Source organism: Serratia sp. EC4 (genome assembly GCF_059652115.1).
In genome coordinates, this window is record NZ_JBNIDE010000013.1 from 1 (window position 1) to 22,113 (window position 22,113).

22 protein-coding genes are annotated in these 22,113 nt (G+C 61.9%); 12 read left to right on the forward strand and 10 right to left on the reverse strand.

Annotated elements, in window-relative coordinates:
- The 4 genes from ACP39K_RS22855 to glpC form a co-directional block, all read left to right on the forward strand.
- Window positions 1–268: hypothetical protein (locus ACP39K_RS22855; RefSeq protein ID WP_497008882.1), on the forward strand; the 268-nt coding region annotated here is incomplete at its 5' end.
- Window positions 269–424: 156 nt separating this feature from the next.
- Window positions 425–2,074: an anaerobic glycerol-3-phosphate dehydrogenase subunit A gene (gene glpA, locus ACP39K_RS22860; protein ID WP_497008883.1), complete on the forward strand. Its 1,650-nt coding sequence runs from the start codon at window positions 425–427 to the stop codon at window positions 2,072–2,074.
- Entirely contained in the window at window positions 2,064–3,332 is a 1,269-nt protein-coding gene (gene glpB / locus ACP39K_RS22865; RefSeq protein WP_060444974.1) for a glycerol-3-phosphate dehydrogenase subunit GlpB, read from the forward strand. The genes glpA and glpB overlap by 11 nt, the downstream gene beginning before the upstream one ends.
- Window positions 3,329–4,528 (forward strand): anaerobic glycerol-3-phosphate dehydrogenase subunit GlpC, encoded by a 1,200-nt coding sequence (gene glpC / locus ACP39K_RS22870; RefSeq protein ID WP_048795662.1) that lies wholly within the window; start codon window positions 3,329–3,331, stop codon window positions 4,526–4,528. Before glpB ends, glpC begins: the two co-directional genes overlap by 4 nt.
- Before the next feature lie 33 nt (window positions 4,529–4,561).
- Here glpC and ACP39K_RS22875 read toward each other — a convergent pair whose 3' ends face one another.
- The 3 genes from ACP39K_RS22875 to ACP39K_RS22885 form a co-directional block, all read right to left on the reverse strand.
- Entirely contained in the window at window positions 4,562–5,125 is a 564-nt protein-coding gene (locus ACP39K_RS22875; RefSeq protein WP_016929481.1) for a DcrB family lipoprotein, read from the reverse strand.
- An 80-nt stretch (window positions 5,126–5,205) separates the two neighbouring features.
- Window positions 5,206–5,640, reverse strand: coding sequence for a GNAT family N-acetyltransferase (locus ACP39K_RS22880; RefSeq protein ID WP_004934307.1), 435 nt, complete (start codon window positions 5,638–5,640; stop codon window positions 5,206–5,208).
- Between the two features lie 41 nt (window positions 5,641–5,681).
- On the reverse strand, window positions 5,682–6,341 hold the full coding sequence (locus ACP39K_RS22885) for a 7-cyano-7-deazaguanine/7-aminomethyl-7-deazaguanine transporter (RefSeq protein ID WP_016929479.1): 660 nt from the start codon (window positions 6,339–6,341) through the stop codon (window positions 5,682–5,684).
- A gap of 220 nt (window positions 6,342–6,561) precedes the next feature.
- Between ACP39K_RS22885 and tusA the strand changes: the two genes are divergently transcribed.
- Window positions 6,562–6,807: a sulfurtransferase TusA gene (gene tusA / locus ACP39K_RS22890; protein WP_025304890.1), complete on the forward strand. Its 246-nt coding sequence runs from the start codon at window positions 6,562–6,564 to the stop codon at window positions 6,805–6,807.
- A gap of 80 nt (window positions 6,808–6,887) precedes the next feature.
- On the opposite strand, the gene ACP39K_RS22895 is transcribed toward tusA, so the two are convergent.
- Window positions 6,888–9,206, reverse strand: a complete 2,319-nt coding sequence (locus ACP39K_RS22895) for a zinc/cadmium/mercury/lead-transporting ATPase (RefSeq protein ID WP_244757879.1) — start codon at window positions 9,204–9,206, stop codon at window positions 6,888–6,890.
- Between the two features lie 682 nt (window positions 9,207–9,888).
- Here ACP39K_RS22895 and ACP39K_RS22900 point away from each other — a divergent pair.
- Both ACP39K_RS22900 and ACP39K_RS22905 read left to right on the forward strand, forming a co-directional pair.
- The gene (locus ACP39K_RS22900; RefSeq protein WP_016929476.1) at window positions 9,889–11,352 is read left to right on the forward strand and encodes a serralysin family metalloprotease; all 1,464 of its coding nucleotides are present in this window, start codon (window positions 9,889–9,891) and stop codon (window positions 11,350–11,352) included.
- A 55-nt stretch (window positions 11,353–11,407) separates the two neighbouring features.
- On the forward strand, window positions 11,408–11,785 hold the full coding sequence (locus tag ACP39K_RS22905) for an AprI/Inh family metalloprotease inhibitor (protein WP_289528324.1): 378 nt from the start codon (window positions 11,408–11,410) through the stop codon (window positions 11,783–11,785).
- A gap of 40 nt (window positions 11,786–11,825) precedes the next feature.
- Here ACP39K_RS22905 and ACP39K_RS22910 read toward each other — a convergent pair whose 3' ends face one another.
- Window positions 11,826–12,452: a lysoplasmalogenase gene (locus ACP39K_RS22910; RefSeq protein ID WP_016929474.1), complete on the reverse strand. Its 627-nt coding sequence runs from the start codon at window positions 12,450–12,452 to the stop codon at window positions 11,826–11,828.
- Between the two features lie 160 nt (window positions 12,453–12,612).
- On the opposite strand from ACP39K_RS22910, the gene ACP39K_RS22915 reads away from it, so the two are divergent.
- Window positions 12,613–12,969: a DUF2500 domain-containing protein gene (locus ACP39K_RS22915; RefSeq protein ID WP_028127633.1), complete on the forward strand. Its 357-nt coding sequence runs from the start codon at window positions 12,613–12,615 to the stop codon at window positions 12,967–12,969.
- Between the two features lie 3 nt (window positions 12,970–12,972).
- Here ACP39K_RS22915 and ACP39K_RS22920 read toward each other — a convergent pair whose 3' ends face one another.
- Together ACP39K_RS22920 and rsmD are read right to left on the reverse strand one after the other, a co-directional pair.
- A complete protein-coding gene (locus ACP39K_RS22920; RefSeq protein ID WP_004934327.1) occupies window positions 12,973–13,245 on the reverse strand; it encodes a DUF1145 family protein in 273 nt (90 codons plus the stop codon).
- Complete coding sequence (rsmD, locus tag ACP39K_RS22925; RefSeq protein ID WP_497008885.1) at window positions 13,235–13,855, reverse strand: 16S rRNA (guanine(966)-N(2))-methyltransferase; 621 nt, start codon at window positions 13,853–13,855, stop codon at window positions 13,235–13,237. Before rsmD ends, ACP39K_RS22920 begins: the two co-directional genes overlap by 11 nt.
- Window positions 13,856–14,097: 242 nt before the next feature.
- Here rsmD and ftsY point away from each other — a divergent pair, with 242 nt between their 5' ends.
- From ftsY to rpoH, 4 genes are all read left to right on the forward strand, one after another.
- Window positions 14,098–15,564, forward strand: coding sequence for a signal recognition particle-docking protein FtsY (gene ftsY, locus ACP39K_RS22930; protein ID WP_497008887.1), 1,467 nt, complete (start codon window positions 14,098–14,100; stop codon window positions 15,562–15,564).
- A gap of 5 nt (window positions 15,565–15,569) precedes the next feature.
- Window positions 15,570–16,241 (forward strand): cell division ATP-binding protein FtsE, encoded by a 672-nt coding sequence (ftsE, locus tag ACP39K_RS22935; protein ID WP_004934337.1) that lies wholly within the window; start codon window positions 15,570–15,572, stop codon window positions 16,239–16,241.
- Window positions 16,231–17,184 carry a permease-like cell division protein FtsX gene (gene ftsX / locus ACP39K_RS22940; RefSeq protein WP_033636680.1) on the forward strand — a complete coding sequence of 318 codons (954 nt, stop codon included), beginning with the start codon at window positions 16,231–16,233 and terminating at the stop codon, window positions 17,182–17,184. Before ftsE ends, ftsX begins: the two co-directional genes overlap by 11 nt.
- Before the next feature lie 316 nt (window positions 17,185–17,500).
- A complete protein-coding gene (gene rpoH, locus ACP39K_RS22945; protein WP_004934345.1) occupies window positions 17,501–18,358 on the forward strand; it encodes an RNA polymerase sigma factor RpoH in 858 nt (285 codons plus the stop codon).
- A 64-nt stretch (window positions 18,359–18,422) separates the two neighbouring features.
- Here the strand turns inward: rpoH and ACP39K_RS22950 are convergent, their stop codons facing one another.
- The 3 genes from ACP39K_RS22950 to panM are packed head-to-tail and all read right to left on the reverse strand — an operon-like array spanning window position 18,423 to window position 22,091.
- On the reverse strand, window positions 18,423–20,441 hold the full coding sequence (locus ACP39K_RS22950; RefSeq protein ID WP_342147165.1) for a hypothetical protein: 2,019 nt from the start codon (window positions 20,439–20,441) through the stop codon (window positions 18,423–18,425).
- Between the two features lie 43 nt (window positions 20,442–20,484).
- On the reverse strand, window positions 20,485–21,702 hold the full coding sequence (locus tag ACP39K_RS22955) for a DUF3142 domain-containing protein (protein ID WP_497008888.1): 1,218 nt from the start codon (window positions 21,700–21,702) through the stop codon (window positions 20,485–20,487).
- The gene (panM, locus tag ACP39K_RS22960) at window positions 21,699–22,091 is read right to left on the reverse strand and encodes an aspartate 1-decarboxylase autocleavage activator PanM (protein WP_497008890.1); all 393 of its coding nucleotides are present in this window, start codon (window positions 22,089–22,091) and stop codon (window positions 21,699–21,701) included. Before panM ends, ACP39K_RS22955 begins: the two co-directional genes overlap by 4 nt.
- Window positions 22,092–22,113: the final 22 nt, after the last annotated feature.

The following is a 22,113-nucleotide window of genomic DNA, read 5'->3' on the forward strand; positions in this document are numbered from 1 at the left end:
GTCTACCTTATCGCTCGGCACACGGGCGATGTGTGCGGCCGGCTTAAAAATACTCAACATGAGCGCCTCCGATGGCTTTATCTGTTATCACATCAATATGACCTTTTACGTTCATTTGATGATTGAGCGGATATCGAATGTGGTGTTTTTGTGTTCCATAACGAGCGCCATTGTCATCAAATACGCCTGGTGTCGCTGTGACGAATGGCGCAATTGTTACACTTTCATGAAACCACGGCGGATTTTGAGCGATTCGTTAACGTTATGAAATAGAAAAACGTCCAAAAATCGTGATTATGATCACATTGATGGTTTTTTGTGGACATTTTTATTTCGTTTTATGTTCGTTCTTGTTCCTTATCAAACAAAGACCCTAATAACCGTGGCTCAATAGGCTCATAACTACCGATCCTGAGGGAGCGACATGAGCAGCGATTTTGACGGCGGCGAAACGGATGTGATCATCATCGGCGGCGGCGCCACCGGCGCAGGCATTGCCCGCGATTGTGCGCGGCGCGGCTTGCGCTGCATTTTGCTGGAGCGTCACGACATCGCCACCGGCGCCACCGGCCGCAACCACGGCTTGCTGCACAGCGGCGCGCGCTATGCGGTGACCGACGGCGATTCGGCGCGCGAGTGCATCGAAGAGAACCGCATCCTGAAACGCATCGCGCATCACTGTATCGAGCGCACCGATGGGCTGTTCATCACCCTGCCGCAGGACTCGCTGGACTATCAGCAACAGTTTATCGCCGCCTGTCGCCAGGCCGACATCGACGCCGAGGCGATCGACCCGCAGCTGGCGCTGCGGCTGGAGCCGGCGGCTAACCCGGCGCTGATCGGCGCGGTGCGGGTGCCGGACGGCACCGTTGATCCTTTCCGGCTGACCGCCGCCAACATGCTGGACGCGCGCGAACACGGCGCGCAGATCCTGACTTACCACCAGGTGGTGGGGCTGCTGCGCAGCGGCGACCGGGTGACGGGCGTGCGCGTTTACGACCATCAGAATCAGCGGCGCTATGAGCTGCACGCACCGGTGGTGGTCAACGCCGCCGGCATCTGGGGCCAGCAGATCGCCGAATACGCCGATTTGCGCATCCGCATGTTCCCAGCCAAGGGGGCGCTGCTGATCCTCGGTCACCGCATCAACAATATGGTGATCAACCGTTGCCGCAAACCGGCGGACGCCGACATCCTGGTGCCGGGCGACACCATCTCGCTGATCGGCACCACCTCGACCCATATCGACTACGACCAAATCGATAACATGCTGGTGACGCCGCAGGAGGTGGACATTCTGATCCGCGAGGGGGCGCTGTTGGCGCCCACCCTGGCGCAGACCCGTATTCTGCGCGCCTATGCCGGGGTGCGGCCGCTGGTCGCCAGCGACGACGATCCCAGCGGGCGCAACGTCAGCCGCGGCATCGTGCTGCTCGATCACGCCGCCCGCGACGGGCTGGAAGGGTTTATCACCATCACCGGCGGCAAGCTGATGACCTACCGCCTGATGGCGGAGTGGGCCACCGACAAGGTGTGCGAAAAGCTTGGCGTAAACCGTCCGTGCACCACCGCGCAGGACGCGTTGCCAGGATCCCGCCAGTCGGCGGAGGAAACGGTGCGCAGCGTGGTCTCACTGCCCGCCAGCATTCGCGGCTCGGCGATCTACCGGCACGGCGATCGCGCCAGCCAGGTGCCGGCGGCCGATCGGCTCGACACCAGCCTGGTGTGCGAATGCGAGGCGGTGACCGCCGGGGAAGTGCGCTATGCGGTCAATTCGCTGACCGTCAATAACCTGGTGGATCTGCGTCGCCGCACCCGCGTCGGCATGGGCACCTGCCAGGGGGAACTCTGCGCCTGCCGCGCCGCCGGACTGCTGACGCGCTTCAAGGTCAGCACGCCGCAGCAATCCATCGCGCAGCTGTCGCAGTTCCTCAACGAACGCTGGAAAGGCGTGCGGCCGATCGCCTGGGGCGACGCGCTGCGCGAGAGTGAATTTACCAGTTGGGTTTACCAGGGATTATGCGGGCTTGAGGCCCAGGCAGACAAAGAGCAGGAGGCGGATGATGCGATTTGACGTAGTGGTGATTGGTGGCGGCCTGGCGGGCCTGAGCTGCGCCATTGCCGTGGCCGAACTGGGCAAACGCTGTGCGGTGGTCAGTTCTGGCCAGAGCGCGCTCTACTTCTCCTCCGGCTCGCTCGATCTGCTGGCGAGATTGCCGGACGGCACGCCGGTCGAGATGCCGCTGGCGGCGTTGCCGCAGCTGGCGCAACAGGCGCCGCAGCATCCGTATTCTCTGATTGGGCCCGGCCGGGTGGCGGCGCTGTCCGCCGCCGCACAGCGGCTGCTGGAGCGCTGCGGGCTGCACCTGCAGGGCGAGGGAGCCAACAACCATCTGCGCATTACGCCGCTGGGCACGCGCCGCGCCACCTGGCTCAGCCCGCAGGCGATCCCGACGCTGCCGCTGACCGGCCAACTGCCGTGGCGGCGCATCGCGGTGATCGGCATCGAAGGGTTCCTCGACTTCCAGCCGCAGATGGCCGCCGACGCCTTGAGCCGCGAGCTCGGCGTAGAGACGGAGGTAGCCTATCTGCACATGCCGGCGCTGGACAGATTGCGCAATAACCCCAGCGAGTTCCGCGCGGTGAACATCGCCCGGGTTCTGGATTTGATGGAAAGTCTGCCGCCGATGGCCGAGGAGCTGCGGCGGCTGGCGGGCGAGGCCGAGGCGCTCTTCCTGCCGGCCTGTCTGGGCCTGGAGGACGACGCGTCGCTGGCGGTGCTGCAGGATGCGGTCGGCAAGCCGATCCGGCTGCTGCCGACGCTGCCGCCTTCGGTGCCCGGCATGCGCTTGCATCAGGCGCTGCGGCGGCGTTTCCAACAGCTGGGCGGCGTTTTCATGCCCGGCGACAGCGTGCTGCGCGCCGAGAGCGAGGCCGGTCGCATCACCGGTTTGTACACCCGCAACCACGGCGATATTCCGCTGCGGGCGCAGCAGGTGGTGCTGGCCAGCGGCAGCTTCTTCAGCAATGGGCTGGTGGCCGATTTCGACCGGGTGCGTGAGCCGATCTTCGGGCTGGACGTGCACAGCCGCGCCGATCGCGCCGATTGGAGCCGGCGCGAGCTGTTCGCGCCGCAGCCTTATCTGCAGTTTGGCGTGCGCACCGACGGCAGGCTGCGGGCGATGAAGCAGGGAGTGCCGTTCGACAATCTGTATGCCATCGGCGCGGTCGCCGGCGGCTACGATCCGCTGCAGCAGGGCTGCGGCGCCGGCGTGTCATTGATCGGTGCGCTGCACGTCGCGCAGCAGATCGCCGCGGAGGAGTGCGTATGAGCCTGCATCAGGACCACAGCTTTGAAAGCTGCATCAAATGTACCGTCTGCACCACCTACTGCCCAGTCGCCAAAGTGAACCCGCTCTATCCGGGGCCGAAACAGGCGGGGCCGGACGGCGAGCGGCTGCGGCTGAAAGACCCGGCGCTGTACGACGAAGCGCTGAAATACTGCACCAACTGCAAGCGTTGTGAAGTGGCCTGCCCGTCCGACGTCAAAATCGGCGACATCATTCAGCGCGCCCGCGCCGACTTCGCCCAGAGCAAGCCGACGCTGCGTGACGCCATCCTCAGCCACACCGATATCATGGGCTCGCTGTCGACGCCATTTGCGCCGATCGTCAACGCCGCCACCGGGCTGAAACCGGTGCGCAAGCTGCTGGACAAGGCGCTGAAGATCGATCACCGCCGCGAACTGCCGAAATACTCGTTCGGCACCTTCCGCCGCTGGTACCGGCAACAGGCGCAGGCGCAGCAGCGTTACGCCGAGCAGGTGGCGTTTTTCCACGGCTGCTTCGTCAACTATAACCACCCGCAGCTGGGCAAGGATTTGATCCGGGTGTTCAATGCGCTGGATATCGGCGTGCAGTTGCTGAAGCGCGAGAAATGCTGCGGCGTGCCGCTGATCGCCAACGGGTTTATTGAGCAGGCCAAAAAGCAGGCCAGGGTTAACGCCGAGTCGCTGCATGAAACGGTGCTGGAGCGCGGCATTCCGGTGGTGGCCACTTCATCGAGCTGCACCTTCACCCTGCGCGACGAATACCCCCACTTGCTGGACGTAGACACTACCCCGGTGCGCGATCGGGTGGAGCTGGCGACGCGCTATCTCTATCGCCTGATCAATCAGGGGCGCCGCCTGCCGCTGAAACGCACGCCGCTGCGGGTGGCGTATCACACGCCTTGCCATATGGAGAAGATGGGCTGGACCGCCTACACCCTGGAGCTGCTGCGGCAGATACCGGGGCTGGAGCTGGTGGTGCTGGATTCGCAGTGCTGCGGCATCGCCGGCACCTACGGGTTCAAATCGGAGAACTACGCCACGTCGCAAGGCATCGGCGCGCCGCTGTTCCGGCAGATAGAAGAGAGCGGGGTGGATCTGGTGGTGACCGACTGCGAGACCTGCAAATGGCAGATCGAAATGTCCACCAGCAAACGCTGCGAACATCCGATTACCCTGCTGGCGCAGGCGTTGGCATAAAACGAAAGGGCCGGCAGGCCGGCCCCTGCGGGATTACTGCTTCAGCTTCAGGGTAGAGATGATGCCTTCGGCTTCAGTCTGTGCCTGCTGCTGATTGTCTGCCGGCAGCGTTACCTGGATGGTCAGCATGTTGTTGTTCAGCGAACCGATCAGGACGGAAGAATAAGCCTTTTCACCGCCGCTGGTGATGATGCTGTCCAGCTGACGCAGCGGCACGCCGTTGACGTCGAGCGCCTTGTTGGTGATCACCTGCAGGTTGGCGTCACGCGCGCGCTGGGTATTCTCCAGGCGTTTGGCCAGAGTCTCCAGGCTGTCGGCGGTCTTGTCGCCCAAGATGACGATCACCGCGCGCTGGCCGGTGCTGTCTGCGTAAACATGCATGTTGTTGGCCTGGTTGCCCAGCTTGCCGCTCTGATCCGCCATGCCGACCGGCAGGGTGAACGCCAGTTTACCGTCCAGCAGGCTCACCTGCTGCCCGGCCGGCGCGCTGGCCGCCGCGCCGTCTGGCGCTGCCTTGGTGTCTTTGGTTTCGCCGTCGCAGGCCGCGAGGCCAAGCGCCAGCAGGCTGATACCCATCAATTTCGCTACTTTACGCATCGGGCTTCCTTCTTCCTTTCCGGTAGGGATTCACTGTCGTATCGCAACCTATTCCAGGTTGAAATGCAAGGCAGATGTTGTCACAAGTTTTTTTCCAGTAATAGCCGATAATCAGCCACTTCGCCTTTCTTTTCCAGCTGAACAATCTGATAGTGGTGGGCGATCAGCATCGTCAGCATGGCGCGGAACCGGTTACGGGTTTTGACCGTCAGTTGGCGATAGCCCTGCGCCCGAGCCCAGCGTTCCTGTTCAGCCAATAAGGCCTGCGCCACGCCGTGGCGACGAAATGCCGGCAGCACGCCGCCCAGCCAGCTGTAAAACACCGTTTCCTGCCGTTGATAACCGAGTTTGAAACCGGCCGGCTGTCCGGCTATCTCGGCGATCAACAGGCTGGCGGGGGCGGCGCCGATGCGCCGCTGCAGATCGGCCAGGCTGTGCAGGCCGCCGAATTCGGGGATGCGTTGGTAAAGGCGGTGGATGTCTTCGAGCGTGGCGGTGCGGACGATTGGGGTCATGAGCGGCCTCCAAAGGATAGGGCCGCCCAGAATAGCACGACTCAGCCCGGCTGCAGGCCGCCGCTGCGCGCCGCGATGCGTTTGAGCAGCATGTTCAGCAACACGCCGTACATCGGCAGGAAGAACAGCAGGCAGATCATCACCTTGAAGCTGTAATCCACCAGCGCGATCTCCACCCAGTTGTTGGCCATGAAGGGATCGCTGCTCTTATAAAAGGCGATGAAGAAGAACGCCAGCGTATCGCTGATGTTGCCGAGGAACATCGCCGCCGCCGGCGCCACCCACCAGGCGCTGCGTTGGCGCAGGCGGTTGAAGACGTGTACGTCGAGGATCTGGCCGAGCACATAGGCCATAAAGCTGGCGACGGCGATGCGCGCCACGAACAGGTTAAAACTGCTCAGCGCCGCGAAGCCCTGCCATTCTCCCTGATAGGTGACGGTGGAGATCACATAAGAGATGAACAGCGCCGGCACCATCACCGCCAGGATAATGCGTCGCGCCAGCGGCGCGCCGAAAATGCGTACGGTCAGATCGGTCGCCAGGAAGATAAACGGGAAGGTAAAGGCGCCCCAGGTGGTATGGAAGCCGAAAACGGTGATCGGCAGCTGCACCAGGTAGTTGCTGGAGGTAATGATGGCGATATGAAACAGCGAAAGCCAGACCAACGCGGTGAAGCGCTGCTGTGCGGTAAACGAATACATGTTGTAGCCTTTTTAGCAGTGGGGTGAGGGAACCCAGTGTGTCTTGTCAAAACAGCAAAAAACGCTGCGCGGCGGCATGATACGCGTTTGCGCAACCAATGCAATGGTTAAATTTAACGCAAACGTTAACGCATCTTGCGCAGAAAAACTACCGGCGTAAACTAGGCGCTAATGAGATGCGGCGAGCGTTCGCCGATCGTTTTTGAACGAGAAAAATTGCATGACTGACTTATTTGCCCAGGCAGACCAGACGCTCGACGCGCTGGGGCTGCGTTGCCCGGAACCGGTGATGATGGTGCGCAAAACCGTGCGCCATATGGACAACGGCGAAACGCTGCTGATTATCGCCGACGATCCGGCCACCACCCGCGATATCCCGGGGTTCTGCCGCTTTATGGAGCACACGCTGGTGGCGCAGGAGACCGAGCAGGCGCCATACCGTTATCTGCTGCGTAAAGGCGTCTAACGGCGGCGCGGCCGAGTTAAAAGTTCTCTCCCCCAAATGACAACGGGCGCGGTATGCCGCGCCCGTGTTTGTTTCCGAACTTAGCTGCGTTTTCTCAATAGCCGCAGCGCGTTGGCGGTGACCAGCGCGGTGGCGCCGGAGTCGGCCAGCACCGCCAGCCACAGCCCGGTCAGCCCCAGCAGGCTGGTGATCAGGAAGACCCCTTTCAACCCCAGCGCGATGGTGATGTTTTGCCGGATATTGGCGTGGGTGGCGCGCGAGATGCGGATCATTTCCGCGACGCCCACCAGTCGGTTGTGGGTCAGGGCGGCGTCGGCGGTTTCCAATGCCACGTCGGTGCCGCTGCCCATGGCGATGCCGATGCTGGAGGCTTTCATCGCCGGGGCGTCGTTGATGCCGTCGCCGATCATCGCCGTCGGGCGCAGTTCGCTCAGTTCGGTGACCGCGCTGACCTTATCTTCCGGCAGCAGACCGGCGCGATAGTCGAGGCCCAGCTCGCCGGCGATCGCCGCGGCGGCGCGCGGGTTGTCGCCGGTCAGCATCACGCCGCGAATGCCCAGCGCGTTCAGTTCGGCTATCGCCTGCCTGGCGTCGCCGCGCAGCGTATCGCGCAGCGCCAGCAAACCGATGGGCGCGCCGTCTTCCAGCACCACCACCGCCGTTTTACCGGCGTTTTCCAGCTTGTCTACCTGGCTCTGCCATTGGGCGTCGAGCAGGCCCGGCGCCAGCTTGCCCGGCGCACTGATCAACACGGTCTTGCCGTCCACGATCCCTTCCACGCCGACGCCGGCCAGCGCGCGGCGCGCCTGCGCCAGCGGCAACTCAGCCCCGCTTGCGGCGGCGCGGTTGATGATCGCCTGCGCCAGCGGGTGATGTGAACCGGCTTCCACCGCGGCGGCAAGCTGCAACAGCCGTTGTTCGGTCAGCGCGCCGATAGGCAGCACGTCGGTGACCGTCGGCTTGCCTTCGGTCAGGGTGCCGGTCTTATCGAAGGCGATGGTTTGAATCTGGCCCAGTTGCTCCAGCGCCGCGCCGCCTTTAATCAGCGCGCCGCGCCGCGTGGCGGCCGCCAGCCCAGATGTGATGGCCGCCGGCGTCGAGATCACCAGCGCGCATGGACAGCCGATCAGCAGCAGCGTCAGGCCGCGATAGATCCAGGTCTCCCACGGCTGTGAGAACAGCAGCGGCGGTACCAGGATCACCGCGACCGCCAGCAGCATAATGGCCGGGGTGTAGTAGCGGCTGAAGCGATCGAGGAAGCGTTCGATCGGCGCGCGGCGCTCTTCGGCCTCTTCAATCAGCTGCAAAATGCGGTCGATGGCATTTTTGCCGGGCTCGGAAATCACCTTCATCTGCGCCGCCTGATCGACGGACAGGCTGCCGGCGGCCACTTTCTCACCCTGTTGGCGCTCGACCGGCACCGATTCGCCGGTCAGGGCGCTTTCGTCAAAGCTGGCGAACGGATTGAGCAGCTCGGCGTCGGCCGGCAGGCGCCCGCCGGGCGCGATTTCAATCACGTCGCCGGGGCGCAGGCTGGCGACCGGCACGCGTTTGCGTTCCGTGCCTTGCAGCAGCAGCGCATCTTCAGGCACCAGCTCCATCAGCGCCGTCACCCCGCGCCGTGCGCGGTTGGCGGCGTAGGATTCCAGCAGTTCGCCGACCATAAACAGCAGCAGCACCATCGCCGCTTCGGCGGTGGCGCCGATGAACAGCGCGCCGATGGCCGCCACGCTCATCAGCGTTTCGATGGCGAACGGCGTGCCGGAACGAATCAAACGTAGCGCCTTGGCGGCGACTGGCGCCAACCCGACCAGCGTGGTGGCGATAAAGGCGATGCGGCCCAGCTCCGGGTTAACCCGATCCAGCGCCCAACTGACCACCATCAGGGTGGTTAACAGCAGCAGCGGCGCGAATTCGCCGAAGCGTGAGGTTTTCGGCGCGGCGGCTTTGGCGGTTTGAGCGCCGAGCAGGGTAAAACCGGCCTGGGCGACCGCGTCCTGGATCCGCAGGCTGATATCGGACTGCGCGTCGACCACCAGTTTCTCGGTGGCGAACAACACGCGCGCGCTGTCGACGCCGGGAAGTGCCGTGACGGCATTTTCGATTTTTTTGGCGCAGCTGGGGCAGTCCATGCCGGTGACTTTCCAGCTGAAACGTTGGCTGCCGGAAGGGGGAGCGGCGGCCAGCCTGTCGCTTTCTTCGTCCGGATCGTCGGGCGCGGCGGTGCAGCAGCCGCTATCGCCATGATCGTGATGATGGTGGGCGTGTTCGGCCTGTGCGGCGGCGTTTTTCGGCTCGCTGCTGCAGCCATGCTGAGTTTTGCTGTGGCTGTGGTTGCAGCCGCAGCCGCCTTCGGCGTGGTGATGTTCCTGATGATTATGGTTTTGCTGATTGTGCATAACGTCCCCCTTCGGGCTGTTAAACGGGTTTGCTCAGCTGACTCTACACCCTGGAGTCCACTCCAGAGTCAAGCGCCGGATGAGAATTATTGCTAACGGCGTTCGGGCGTAGAAAAGGGGGATTCATTCAATAATGAATAATGCGAATTTAAATATATCGGCTTTTCTTATCCCCTATTTGGGCGAAAAGGCTCGCTGCCGTTAGTTTAAATAAGAAAATAATATTCCTATAGAAACTAAAAAATCGCCCGACCTAATAATAAAGAGTTATTAATCTATAACGCTTTAGCAAAATTTACCTTTTCCCCCGAGTAAAGCCAGCATGATTCGCTTGAGTCTGCAGGCCGCATTGCTATTGAAGTTTGGTGCCAACTTATCCTCATCAAGTTTCATTTGCTTTGTAAAGAAGCCTAAAAAGCAGCATAACAAACTTTCGTTGCGATAATAAATGGTTGATTATTTTATGTGCAGATTTACGGTCCTGCCTATAATTGGAATCGATTACCATTTTTAATGGTGATCTTATTTGCTGATATATATGCATTAATTCTACCTAACACACTGCCGGTAACGGCGCATAAGCCCCTTCCAGCAAGCTTGAGGTTCATTAACCGTGGCTTACGGGGAGGTTATGTCTATCTGTCTGATTGATATCAATCAGGTAATGAGTGGAATCGAACCAATGCAATCTACTAAAAAGGCAATTGAAATTACTGAATCCAGCCTCGCTGCCGCGACAACCGGTTACGATGCTGTAGACGACCTGCTGCATTATCATGAGCGGGGTAACGGGATTCAGATTAATGGCAAGGATTCATTTTCTAACGAGCAAGCTGGGCTGTTTATTACCCGTGAGAACCAAACCTGGAACGGTTACAAGGTATTTGGCCAGCCGGTCAAATTAACCTTCTCGTTCCCGGACTATAAGTTCTCTTCCACCAACGTCGCCGGCGACACCGGGCTGAGCAAGTTCAGCGCGGAACAGCAGCAGCAGGCTAAGCTGTCGCTGCAGTCCTGGGCCGACGTCGCCAATATCACCTTCACCGAAGTGGCGGCCGGTCAAAAGGCCAATATCACCTTCGGCAACTACAGCCAGGATCGTCCCGGCCACTATGATTACGGCACCCAGGCCTACGCCTTCCTGCCGAACACCATTTGGCAGGGCCAGGATTTGGGCGGCCAGACTTGGTACAATGTCAACCAATCCAACGTGAAGCATCCGGCGACCGAAGACTACGGCCGCCAGACGTTCACCCATGAGATTGGCCATGCGCTGGGCCTGAGCCACCCGGGCGACTACAACGCCGGTGAGGGCAACCCGACCTATAGAGATGTCACCTATGCGGAAGATACCCGCCAGTTCAGCCTGATGAGCTACTGGAGTGAAACCAATACCGGTGGCGACAACGGCGGTCACTATGCCGCGGCTCCGCTGCTGGATGACATTGCCGCCATTCAGCATCTGTATGGCGCCAACCTGTCGACCCGCACCGGCGACACCGTGTACGGCTTTAACTCCAATACCGGTCGTGACTTCCTCAGCACCACCAGCAACTCGCAGAAAGTGATCTTTGCGGCCTGGGATGCGGGCGGCAACGATACCTTCGACTTCTCCGGTTACACCGCTAACCAGCGCATCAACCTGAACGAGAAATCGTTCTCCGACGTGGGCGGCCTGAAGGGCAACGTGTCGATCGCCGCCGGTGTGACCATTGAGAACGCCATTGGCGGTTCCGGCAACGACGTGATCGTCGGCAACGCGGCCAATAACGTGCTGAAAGGCGGCGCGGGTAACGACGTGCTGTTCGGCGGCGGCGGGGCGGATGAATTGTGGGGCGGTGCCGGCAAAGACATCTTCGTGTTCTCTGCCGCCAGCGATTCCGCACCGGGCGCTTCAGACTGGATCCGCGACTTCCAGAAGGGGATCGACAAGATCGACCTGTCGTTCTTCAATAAAGAAGCGCAGAGCAGCGATTTCATTCACTTCGTCGATCACTTCAGCGGCACGGCCGGTGAGGCGCTGCTGAGCTACAACGCGTCCAGCAACGTGACCGATTTGTCGGTGAACATCGGTGGGCATCAGGCGCCGGACTTCCTGGTGAAAATCGTCGGCCAGGTAGACGTCGCCACGGACTTTATCGTGTAACACAGCAACGGAACGCCCGGCGCAGTCTCGGCCGGGCGTGATGCGGGAGCCCGGTATGAAAGGCACTTTAGCGCGCACCGCCTTGGCGGCGGGCGGCATGATGGTGACGAGCGCGGTGATGGCCGGCAGTTTGGCATTGCCGACCGCGCAGTCGCTGGCGGGACAATGGCAGGTGGCCGACAGCGAACGGCAATGCCAAATCGAGTTTCTGGCGGATGAACAAAGCGAGACCAACGGCTATCAGCTGGTGGATCGGCAACAGTGTTTGCAGAGCGTGTTTGCGACGGAAGTGGTGGGCTGGCGCCCGGCGCCGGACGGCATCGCCCTGCTGCGGGCGGATGGCAGCACGCTGGCGTTCTTCTCGCGCGACGGCGATCTGTACCGCAATCAGCTGGGTGCGGATGAGGCTTTGACGTTGAAAGCGCTGGCATGATGAAGAAACGGGTTCGGCGCGCCGAACCCGCGGCAGGTCTCTACAGGTAGAGCGAACGCACGATCAGGAAGTGGCCGGAGAAGTAACAGAAAGCCACGATGGCGTCCGCCGCGCGGAAGGTGAAGCGGTAGCGGTTGAGCAGCCAAACCACGTTGGCCAGCAGCAGTAGCGAGGTGCCGATCAGCAGCGAGAAGCCGAAATCGGTGCTGCGCAGGAAATATTGTTCGCCCGCCAGCCAGACCATCAGCAGCGTCATCGCCACGTAGGTAACGATCGGCCAGCGCATCTCTTCCAGCCGGGTCCAGACGGTGGCCAGCAGCAGTGCGCCGATCGCCAGCAGCGCCAGCGGCAGCGGCCAGAACAGGCTGAACGTCATCTGGCTGGCGAAACTCAGGGTGTACAGCAGGTGGGACAGGAAAAAGGCGCCGATGGCGTACAGCACCCGTTCGCGCGGCAACAGGAGCAATGCGTCGCCGATCAGCGTCGCCAGCAGGCCGAGGACGATCAGATAACCCGCCGCGCCGAGCACCGGCGCCTGCCAGGCCAGCAGCAACAGCAACAGCAGCGTGACGGGTTTGAACACCCAGCGCTGCCAGCGCGGCCCACGGTAAGAGGCGTCGACGAACAGCCAACCGGAAAAGAATACGGCAAGGAACGGCCAACTCATTTATGTCTTCCTTATGTATGAGGGAGCCGCAACAACCGGCTCCAAACTGTCACCCATGTCACTTCTTCATTTCAGTGTAGGTAGCCTGCCGGCGATCGACAATGCTTTCTTGAGAATGCTATGTTTACGCTGATTTAGCCGCGAAGGAAATGGGAAACCGATGAGTAAGCCACCGTTGTTTTTTGTCGCCGTGATGGCGTTGATCGCCGTGTTGGCCACGCAACGCTACTTCAAACAGCGCCAGCAGGAGGCGGAAAACGATCGCGCGCCGATGCGCAGTCTGCAGGTGACGGTGAGCGACAAACGCGCGGTGCCGGTCGCCAAGACCCGCGCGCCGCAGCGCGAACCGCTGGTCAATGAGCCGATGTATTACGAGGTGGTGTTCAGCCCGAACCAGGGCGGTGAAGACATCCAGCTGCGGCTGAAGCAATGGCAGTACAACCCGATTGAAAAAGGCGCGCAGGGCACGTTGAACATGCAGGGCACGCGCTTCGTCTCGTTCACCGCTCAGCCGTAGCGGTCACTTCTTCTTGATGGGCGGCTGTTTCTTTTGCCAGGCCAGCAGCTCGAACACGCCAAAGATAAAGATCTTGGCCTCTTGCCAGTAGCTGATCGGCTGATCCTTCGGCTGGGTGGATTTCAACAGCACCAGCTGCAGGCCGTGCATCACCACCATAAAGAACAGCGCCACGTCGATGAAATACTTCAGCGGCTTGGGAAATGGATGGAACAGGTTAGAGAGCAGGAAGCCCCACACGCACAGCATCAGCAGGCGGCCCAGATTAATCAGCATGATCGGTTTTCTCTTGCGAACGAATATAAAGGCGATAGGCCACCTGGCCGGCGACCTTCTCCCGGTGCAGCTGCCAGCTGGCAGGCACGTCCGCCGCGGCGCTTTCCGCCTCGGCTTCTACATAGATCCAGGCCTCGTTGGCCAGCCAGCCGCGCTGTTCCAGCAACAGGGCGGTCTCCGCCAGCAGACCTTTGCGAAACGGCGGATCGAGGAAGACCACGTCGAACGGTTGACCGTCACCCGCCAGCCAGCTCAACGCGTTGGTGTTGATAACCACCCCTTTGCCTTGCAGCAGCGCCAGATTTCTTTCCAGCTGCTGCGCCACCGACCGTTCGAATTCCAGCAGCGTGGCGCTGCCGGCATAGCGCGACAGCGCTTCCAGCCCCAATGCGCCGCTGCCGGCGAAGCAGTCCAGACAGCGCGCGCCCTGAATCACCGGCGCCAGCCAGTTGAACAGGGTTTCGCGCACTCGATCGGTGGTGGGGCGCAGCCCCGGGCTGTTCGGCACCGGGAGTTTGCGGCCGCGCCATTGGCCGCCGATGATGCGGATCTGTCCGGCTGCGGCCTGGGGCGGTTTTTTGGCCGCCGCCCGTGGCGAGAGTCTTGTCATAAGCGTTGTTTGGTTTCTTTCGCGGCGCGGGGCCGCCGAGGTTAACGAAAAGTTGTCCCTATTCTACCGGTGACGGGCGTCGGGGGGAACGGTAAAACGTTGTTGTCTGATTTCACGCCGGAAAGCATGCCGGATGCGTGTTGCTGCGCGAGGGAAAGTGATAGACTCGGCGGATTATTGTCAGCATATATCCTTCAGGTATGGAGGGTAAGCGAGCCTTCGGTACGGAGTAGAGTCATAACATGGCAAAAGATAAGAAACGTGGGTTTTTCTCCTGGCTGGGCTTTGGCCAGAAGGAAAAGGAAGAAGAGCAACAGCAACCTGAGTCGTCGGTAGAGCAGGCGGAACCTCAGGCCGCGGAGACGCCGGCTGAACCGGCCGCCGCCAAGCTGGATGACAAGCTCCCCGCCCAGGAATCTGAACCTGCCGCCTCCGTCGACACCCCGGGAGAGTGGGATAACGGTCAGGCCGGTGAACAAATCGCGGAAAACCTACCGGCGGCGGCTGAACATCCGGCGGCGCCGCAAGCGTTAGCTGAAGAGATCGTCAGCGTCACCGAGCAAGTGGCGGCGCAGCAGCAACCGGTGGTTGAACCCGAGCCGGCCGTCGAGCCTGAGCCAGTGGTTGAACCCGAGCCGGTCGTCGAGCCTGAGCCAGTGGTTGAACCCGAGCCGGTCGTCGAACCTGAGCCAGTGGTTGAACCCGAGCCGGTCGTCGAGCCCGAGCCGGAAGAAGAACCGCTTGAGCCGGTGGTGCCGGCCGTTGCGCAAGAGCAGGAGCGCCCGACTAAAGAGGGCTTCTTCGCGCGCCTGAAGCGCAGCCTGCTGAAGACCAAGCAAAACCTCGGTTCCGGCTTTATGGGGCTGTTCCGCGGTAAAAAGATCGACGACGACCTGTTCGACGAGCTGGAAGAACAGTTGCTGATCGCCGACGTCGGCGTGGACACCACGCGCAAGATCATCACCTCCCTGACCCAGCACGCCAGCCGCAAGCAGTTGAAAGACGCCGAAGCGCTGTACGGCAAGCTGAAGGAGGAAATGTCCGAAATTCTGGCCAAGGTCGATCGGCCGCTGGATGTCAGCGGGAAAACCCCGTATGTCATCCTGATGGTCGGCGTGAACGGTGTGGGTAAAACCACCACCATCGGCAAGCTGGCGCGTCAGTTCCAGGCGGAGGGCAAGTCGGTGATGCTGGCGGCGGGGGACACCTTCCGCGCCGCGGCGGTGGAACAGCTGCAGGTGTGGGGCGAACGCAACCGCATTCCGGTGGTGGCGCAGCATACCGGCGCGGATTCCGCTTCGGTGATCTTCGATGCGGTGCAGGCCGCCAAGGCGCGCGGCATCGATGTGTTGATCGCCGATACCGCCGGCCGTCTGCAGAACAAATCGCACCTGATGGAAGAGCTGAAGAAGATCGTCCGCGTCATGAAAAAACTGGACGACCAGGCCCCCCATGAGGTTATGCTGACGCTCGATGCCAGCACCGGCCAGAATGCCGTCAGTCAGGCGAAATTATTTAATGAGGCCGTGGGCTTAACCGGCATCACGCTGACTAAACTGGACGGTACCGCCAAGGGCGGGGTGATCTTCGCCATCGCCGATCAGTTCGGTATCCCGATCCGCTATATCGGCGTCGGGGAAGGCATCGAAGATTTGCGGCCGTTTAAGGCTGACGATTTTATTGAGGCACTTTTTGCCCGAGAGGATTAATACGGATGATTCGCTTTGAACAGGTCAGTAAAGCTTATCTGGGCGGACGGCAAGCGCTGCAGGGGGTCGATTTCCATCTGCGCCCGGCGGAAATGGCGTTTCTGACCGGCCATTCCGGCGCGGGGAAAAGTACCCTGCTGAAACTGATTTGCGGTATCGAACGGCCCAGCGCCGGCCACATCTGGTTTGGCGGCCACGACATCAGCCGCTTGAAAAACCGCGAGGTGCCGTTCCTGCGTCGGCAGATCGGCATGATCTTCCAGGATCACCACTTGCTGCTGGATCGCACGGTGTATGACAACGTGGCGATGCCGCTGATCATCGCCGGCGCCAGCACCGAAGATATCCGCCGCCGCGTTTCCGCCGCGCTGGACAAGGTCGGTTTGCTGGATAAAGCGAAGAACTTCCCGATTCAGCTGTCCGGCGGTGAGCAGCAGCGCGTGGGCATCGCCCGCGCGGTGGTGAACAAGCCGGCGGTGCTGCTGGCGGATGAACCGACCGGTAACCTGGATGATGCGCTGTCGGAAGGCATTCTGCGCCTGTTTGAAGAATTCAACCGCGTCGGCGTGACCGTTCTGATGGCGACGCACGACACCGGGCTTATCGCCCGCCGCAATTACCGCATCCTGACGCTGAGCCAGGGCCGCATGCAAGGAGGCGCTCACCATGGCCAATAACGCAAAAACCGCCAAGAGCAAGGCGCTGCGCGGCGGCTGGCGCGAACAGTGGCGTTACGCCTGGATGAACGCCATCAAAGACATGCTGCGTCAGCCGTTGGCGACGCTGCTGACGGTGATGGTGATCGCCATTTCCCTGACGCTGCCGAGCGTGTGCTATATCGTGTGGAAAAACGTCAGCACCGCGGCCAGCCAGTGGTATCCGACGCCGCAGCTGACCGTCTATCTGGATAAATCGCTCGATGACGACGCGGCGCTGAAAGTGCTCGACGCCATTAAGGCGGAAGCCGGCGTGGAGAAGGTCAATTACCTGTCGCGTGAAGAAGCGCGCGGCGAGTTCCGCAACTGGTCGGGCTTTGGCGGCGCGCTGGACATGCTGGAAGAGAACCCGCTGCCGGCGGTGGCGATCGTCACGCCGAAGATGAGCTTCCAGAGTTCGGACACCCTCAACACCCTGCGCGATCGCGTAGCGGCGGTGCAGGGCGTGGAAGAAGTGCGTATGGATGACAGCTGGTTTGCCCGCCTGGCGGCGCTGACCGGGCTGGCGGGCCAGATCGCGGCGATCATCGGTGTGCTGATGATCGTGGCGGTGTTCCTGGTGATCGGCAACAGCGTGCGTCTGAGCATCTTCAGCCGCCGCGACACCATCAACGTGATGAAGCTGATCGGCGCCACCGACGGCTTTATCCTGCGGCCGTTCCTCAACGGCGGGGCGATGCTGGGCTTTGCCGGCGCGCTGCTGTCGCTGGTGCTGTCCGGCGCGCTGGTGTGGCAGCTGGAGTCGGTGGTCGCCGGGGTGGCCAAGGTGTTCGGCACCACCTTCACCTTGCACGGGCTGGGCTGGGATGAGGCGCTGCTGCTGCTGATCATCTCCGCGATGATCGGCTGGATCGCCGCCTGGCTGGCGACGGTGCAACATTTACGCCGATTTACACCACAGTAAGATTTTTTTGGTATACTCTTCTCCTGCTGCTTTTGATCGCGTTGCGGGAGAAGAGTGACCTCAAGCGAAGTCAGCACCATCCCTCTCTTCTTAGCGCACAAATTCCCTATCGGCCTGCACCCTCGTCACGTATTGTCAGCGACAATGCTTGCAAAAAGGGTGAACTTTTAGGGCGGAGTACGGTCAAAAATTGCAGCAAATGTTAAGGTGCCCGGCGTGTGGAACCGCTTTTGCTTCAGCAACTGCCGTAGAATCAATCATTTCCCCGCTGTAATAATCACCTGCATGATTTTGTATTCTCATAGAGAGGGTTTGAATGACCAAAGAAATGCAAACTTTAGCCTTAGTACCCCAAGGTAGCTTGGAAGCCTATATCCGGGCAGCCAACGCCTATCCGATGCTGACGGCAGAGGAAGAGCGGGAGCTGGCTGAACGGCTGCATTATCAGGGCGATCTGGATGCCGCTAAGCAGCTCATCCTGTCTCACCTGCGCTTTGTCGCTCATATTGCCCGCAACTATTCAGGCTATGGTCTGCCGCAGGCGGATCTGATTCAGGAAGGCAACATCGGCCTGATGAAAGCCGTTCGCCGCTTCAACCCGGAAGTCGGCGTGCGTCTGGTTTCCTTTGCGGTGCATTGGATTAAGGCGGAAATCCACGAGTACGTATTGCGCAACTGGCGCATCGTGAAAGTGGCGACCACCAAAGCGCAGCGCAAGCTGTTCTTTAACCTGCGCAAAACCAAACAGCGTTTGGGCTGGTTCAACCAGGACGAAGTGGAACTGGTGGCCCGCGAGCTGGGCGTAACCAGCAAAGACGTGCGCGAGATGGAATCGCGCATGGCGGCGCAGGATATGACGTTCGATCCGACTCCGGACGACGAGGCCCGCGATGGCCAGTCGATGGCGCCGGTGCTGTACCTGCAGGACAAGAGCTCGGACTTCGCCGAAGGCATCGAGGAAGATAACTGGGAAAGCAACGCCGCAGACAAACTGGCCTATGCGCTGGAAGGTCTGGACGAGCGCAGCCAGCATATCATTCGCGCCCGTTGGCTGGATGATGACAACAAATCGACACTGCAGGAGCTGGCCGATCAGTACGGCGTTTCCGCCGAACGCGTGCGCCAGCTGGAAAAGAACGCCATGAAGAAACTCAAAATGGCGATCGAAGCCTGAGTTGATGCGAGATTCGATAAAAAAAGCCCGGCAAGCCGGGCTTTTTAGTGCCTGAAATTCGGCGTTATGGCGCCACGGCCGCGAAGTCCGGCGCCGGGCAGTCGTAGCCGAATTTCGCCGCCCACGGATAACGGGTGCCGGTGTTGATATAGCGCTGATAAAGCGCGCGGCCGGTTTTGGCGTCGCGCTTGATAACCCAGCTGGCGGCGTTACACAGCACGGCGGCATAGGCCTGGCTCTTCGGCGGCAGCAGATCGGCCGCCTGTTGCGCCAGCCCCACCGCCTGCCAGCGATAGTGCAGGAAACGGTTGTCTTCCTCCGGTAGCGCCGCCTTGGCGCGCGCCGCTTCTGCGCTGTCGATCCAGCTTTTATGCTTCAGCTCGCGAGTATCGAACGCATCCCCCAGATAGGAATAGCCGGCGCCATAGATGGCGTAATCCGGCGTCATCTCATACCCGGTAAACTCCAGCCCCTGGGCGCGCAGCAGGTTGGCGGCGCGATAGTAAGCCTGCGCGCGCGTCAGCGGCGCGGCGGATTTGTCCTTGGCGGCTTTCAGCTCATCGGCATACTGCTGCGCCGCTTGCCGGTAGTTGGGGATATCGAAATAGGCCAGCGCTTCCGGCGCGCGTCCGACGCGCATCAGCCGCCGCGCCAGCAGTTCGCGCAGCTGCACTTCCGGCGTGATCTGCTGGCCGCCGTAGTCGTCCGGGTTTACCGGCTTGAGCGGCGTCGTCGGCGCCGGTGCGTGCTTATCGACAAAGCCTTTCAACTCATCGACGGTCAGCACCCGCTCCGCCACGTCGGCCACGTCGGCCCAGTAGAGCGCTTTGCCGCGATACAGCAGGTCCATCGCCTGCAGATAGTCGCCGCGGTTCAGCGCCAGGATGGCCTGTTCGCCGGCCACCCGGCACTCGGGCACGATGGTTTCCGCGACGAAGTCGGCGTTGCGCTGTTCACCCCAGCTTTCGTCGGCGGGGAACGCGCTTGCCGCCTTGGCGTAGGCGGCGGTGGCGGCTTTCACGTCGCCGTCGCGCAGCGCCATTTTGGCGCGCAGCCACCACGCCAGGCCGCTGTCGCCGGCGTTTTTCAGCAGGCTCGCCGCCATCGGGTATTGCCCCGAACGGTAAGCCAGCGCCGCCAGCCGATCGCTGCCGGCGAAGCCGCTTTTCACTGAGCCGTCCAGCAGCGTCAGGATCTGGCTGATGATCTGGGCGGAGCGGCCGTTGCCGTCGGTATCCGCCATTTGCAGGTTGCCGCTGCGCGCGAACAGCTCAATGGTCACCAACTGCTGGATCAACGGATCGCCGATAATCTGTTTCAGCGTGTCCAAATGGTCGGGGTTGACCAGGAGGCTGGAGACGTACTGCAGCGACTGCCCGCCGCTCGGATCGCCCTGCGCCGCCTGTTGCGCGTACAGGTGGGCGGCGGGGGCGACGTCACCCAGCCACAGGTGAATGCGCGCCTGTTGCCCAAGGCTGCTCAGCGCCAGCTGATCGGGATCGGCGACGCCGTTTTTCACCCGATCGATCACCTGCTGGAATGCCGCCAGCGCCTGTTCAAGCGCGGCTTTTGGCGGATGCTCGGCGGCGGGGGCGGTTTCACCAGATTCATTCACCGGCGTCCCGTGGTCCGCCATCAGTACCCGCCCCAGCGAATACTGCGCCCGCAGTCCCCAGTCGCCCTGCTCGGCGGCCGGTAGTTTCAGCACCTGCTGGAAATAGTCTGCGGCGCGCGGATCGTGGCTGGCGAAAGCCACGGCGCCCAGTTGATAGAGACGCGCGGCGTTGGACAGCCCCTGCGTATTGACGGCGTCAGCCTCTTCCACCGTTTTGGCGGCGCGCATTTTGCCGATCGCGATCGTTTCCGGCGATTGCGGCATCGGTTTCGGCGGCATCGGCGGCGGCGGGGCTTGCCAGTGCGGCAACTGACTATCCGTCGGCACCAGCCGGCCGGCTTCGAAGGCGAAATTGCCCTCCGGCATATACAGCAGGGTGCCGTTGCGGTCGATCAGCAGCCGGTTAGGAAAATCCGGGCCGCAGGCATAGCCGTTCAGCGGCAGCGCCAGCGCGGCGCCGATCAGCATGGCCAGCGGAAGAAGGCGGCGGGTGTTCCGTGCCGCGCGCGTATCAAGGTGTGACAAGGGTGCCTCCTGGCGTCAGTTGTTGGCAGCGCAGCCAGCCCAGCGGCCGGGATTGTCCGGCGCGCAGCTGATCGCCGCTGATTCGAATAAAGCGTTGCCGTTGCGGTGCGGACTCCAGCCGGTAGTTGCCGACCGCGTCCGCCGCCAGGCAGTCGTCGGCGCGGATGATGACTTCTTGCGGCAGCGGGGCGTCAACCGGCCCGTTGTTATGAATTATCAGATCATACAGCCCGTTTTGCTGTGGCTGAGGCCTAAATTTTACCTGCCAGTCGACATTCAGCGGCCGCCGTTCGATCACCGCTCGCAGCGTGGCGAGCGACCAGGCGCGCCGATCGTCCGCCAGCGGCAAGCGGAACCAGATAATGCCGCGCAGCCGGGGCGGCGTTTGCTGCGCCAGCGTTTGCAGAAAATCGGCGATCTGCTGCGGCGCGACCGCCAGCTCACGGCCGTTGCCCGCCACGCGCAGCGAGGATTCGCTCTCCACCTGCGCGCCCTGCGCATCAAACCCCAGCAGCGCCATGCCATAAGCCGGCAGCGCGACGCGAAACGGCTTCGGTGTGACGGCGGCGTACTGCCGCACCCAGCGTAGCGCCAAGGGGCCGTCAAACAGCCCCTGCTGCGGCGAGAGCACCGCATGCACCTGCAGGACGGAGCTGTTGGCCTGTTGCAGTACGCCGGGCAGGTCGGGCGAGCCGATCCAGGCCGGCAGGGCGGTGATGCCGAGCTGCACAGCGGCGGGCAGCCGTTGGCGTAACCGCTGCAGAAAGCGTTGGTAGTCCGGCAGGCGGGCGGTGGCGGCGTCATGATCGATCTCGACGCCGGTGACGGGCAGCCCGGCCGCCTGCCAGCGCTGGGTGAGCGCCAGCAGGCGCTGGATAATGGCCGCCTGGTCCAGCTGCGGCAGCTGGCCGTCGAGGCGCGCCACCAGCCAGAGCGGGCGGCCGTCCTGCTTCAGCAGGTTGAGATCGGCCGGGATTTCCCGCCAGCCTTCACGCGGATGCACCTGCAGCGCCAGCACTCGCACCCCGCTGAACAGATCGCGGCTGTGCGCCAGCGCATCGGCGTGCTGCGGCGTCCACACCCGCTGCCAGACATAAACCTGCTGATCGCAGCCTGAGGCCAGGCGCAGCGCCTGCTGATGCCCGGCGAACCAGGCCGCCAACCCCAGCGCAATCAAAACCAGCGCCGCCAACCGGCGTTTCATTTTTGCCAGAGATCGCCCTGCGGTGCAAAGCCGCAGGCGCGCATGAAGTTATTGACTTCCCCGCGTTCGCGCGGCGCCAGACCGGCGGTCGACAGCTGCCAGTGGGCGACCTGCGGCAGCTGACGCTGCGCATCCTGCACCAGGTAAAGACCGACGCCGCGGCGGCGCGTCACTTCGCGCACCAGCAGATCCTGCAGTTCGGCGCGGTCGTCCTGCAGCACAATTTTCACCGCGCCCAGCAGACGCTCGTTGAAGCGGGCGGCGAACAGCGCCCTGCCGTCGCTCAGCCAGCGCTGCCACTGTTCCGGCTGCTGGTGCGGCCAAATTTTACCGAGGTCGATAAGGTCTTGCGGGGATAGCGCGGTCAGGCGCTCGATGGTCAGTTTCATGCAGAATTTCCGCGCAGCTAAA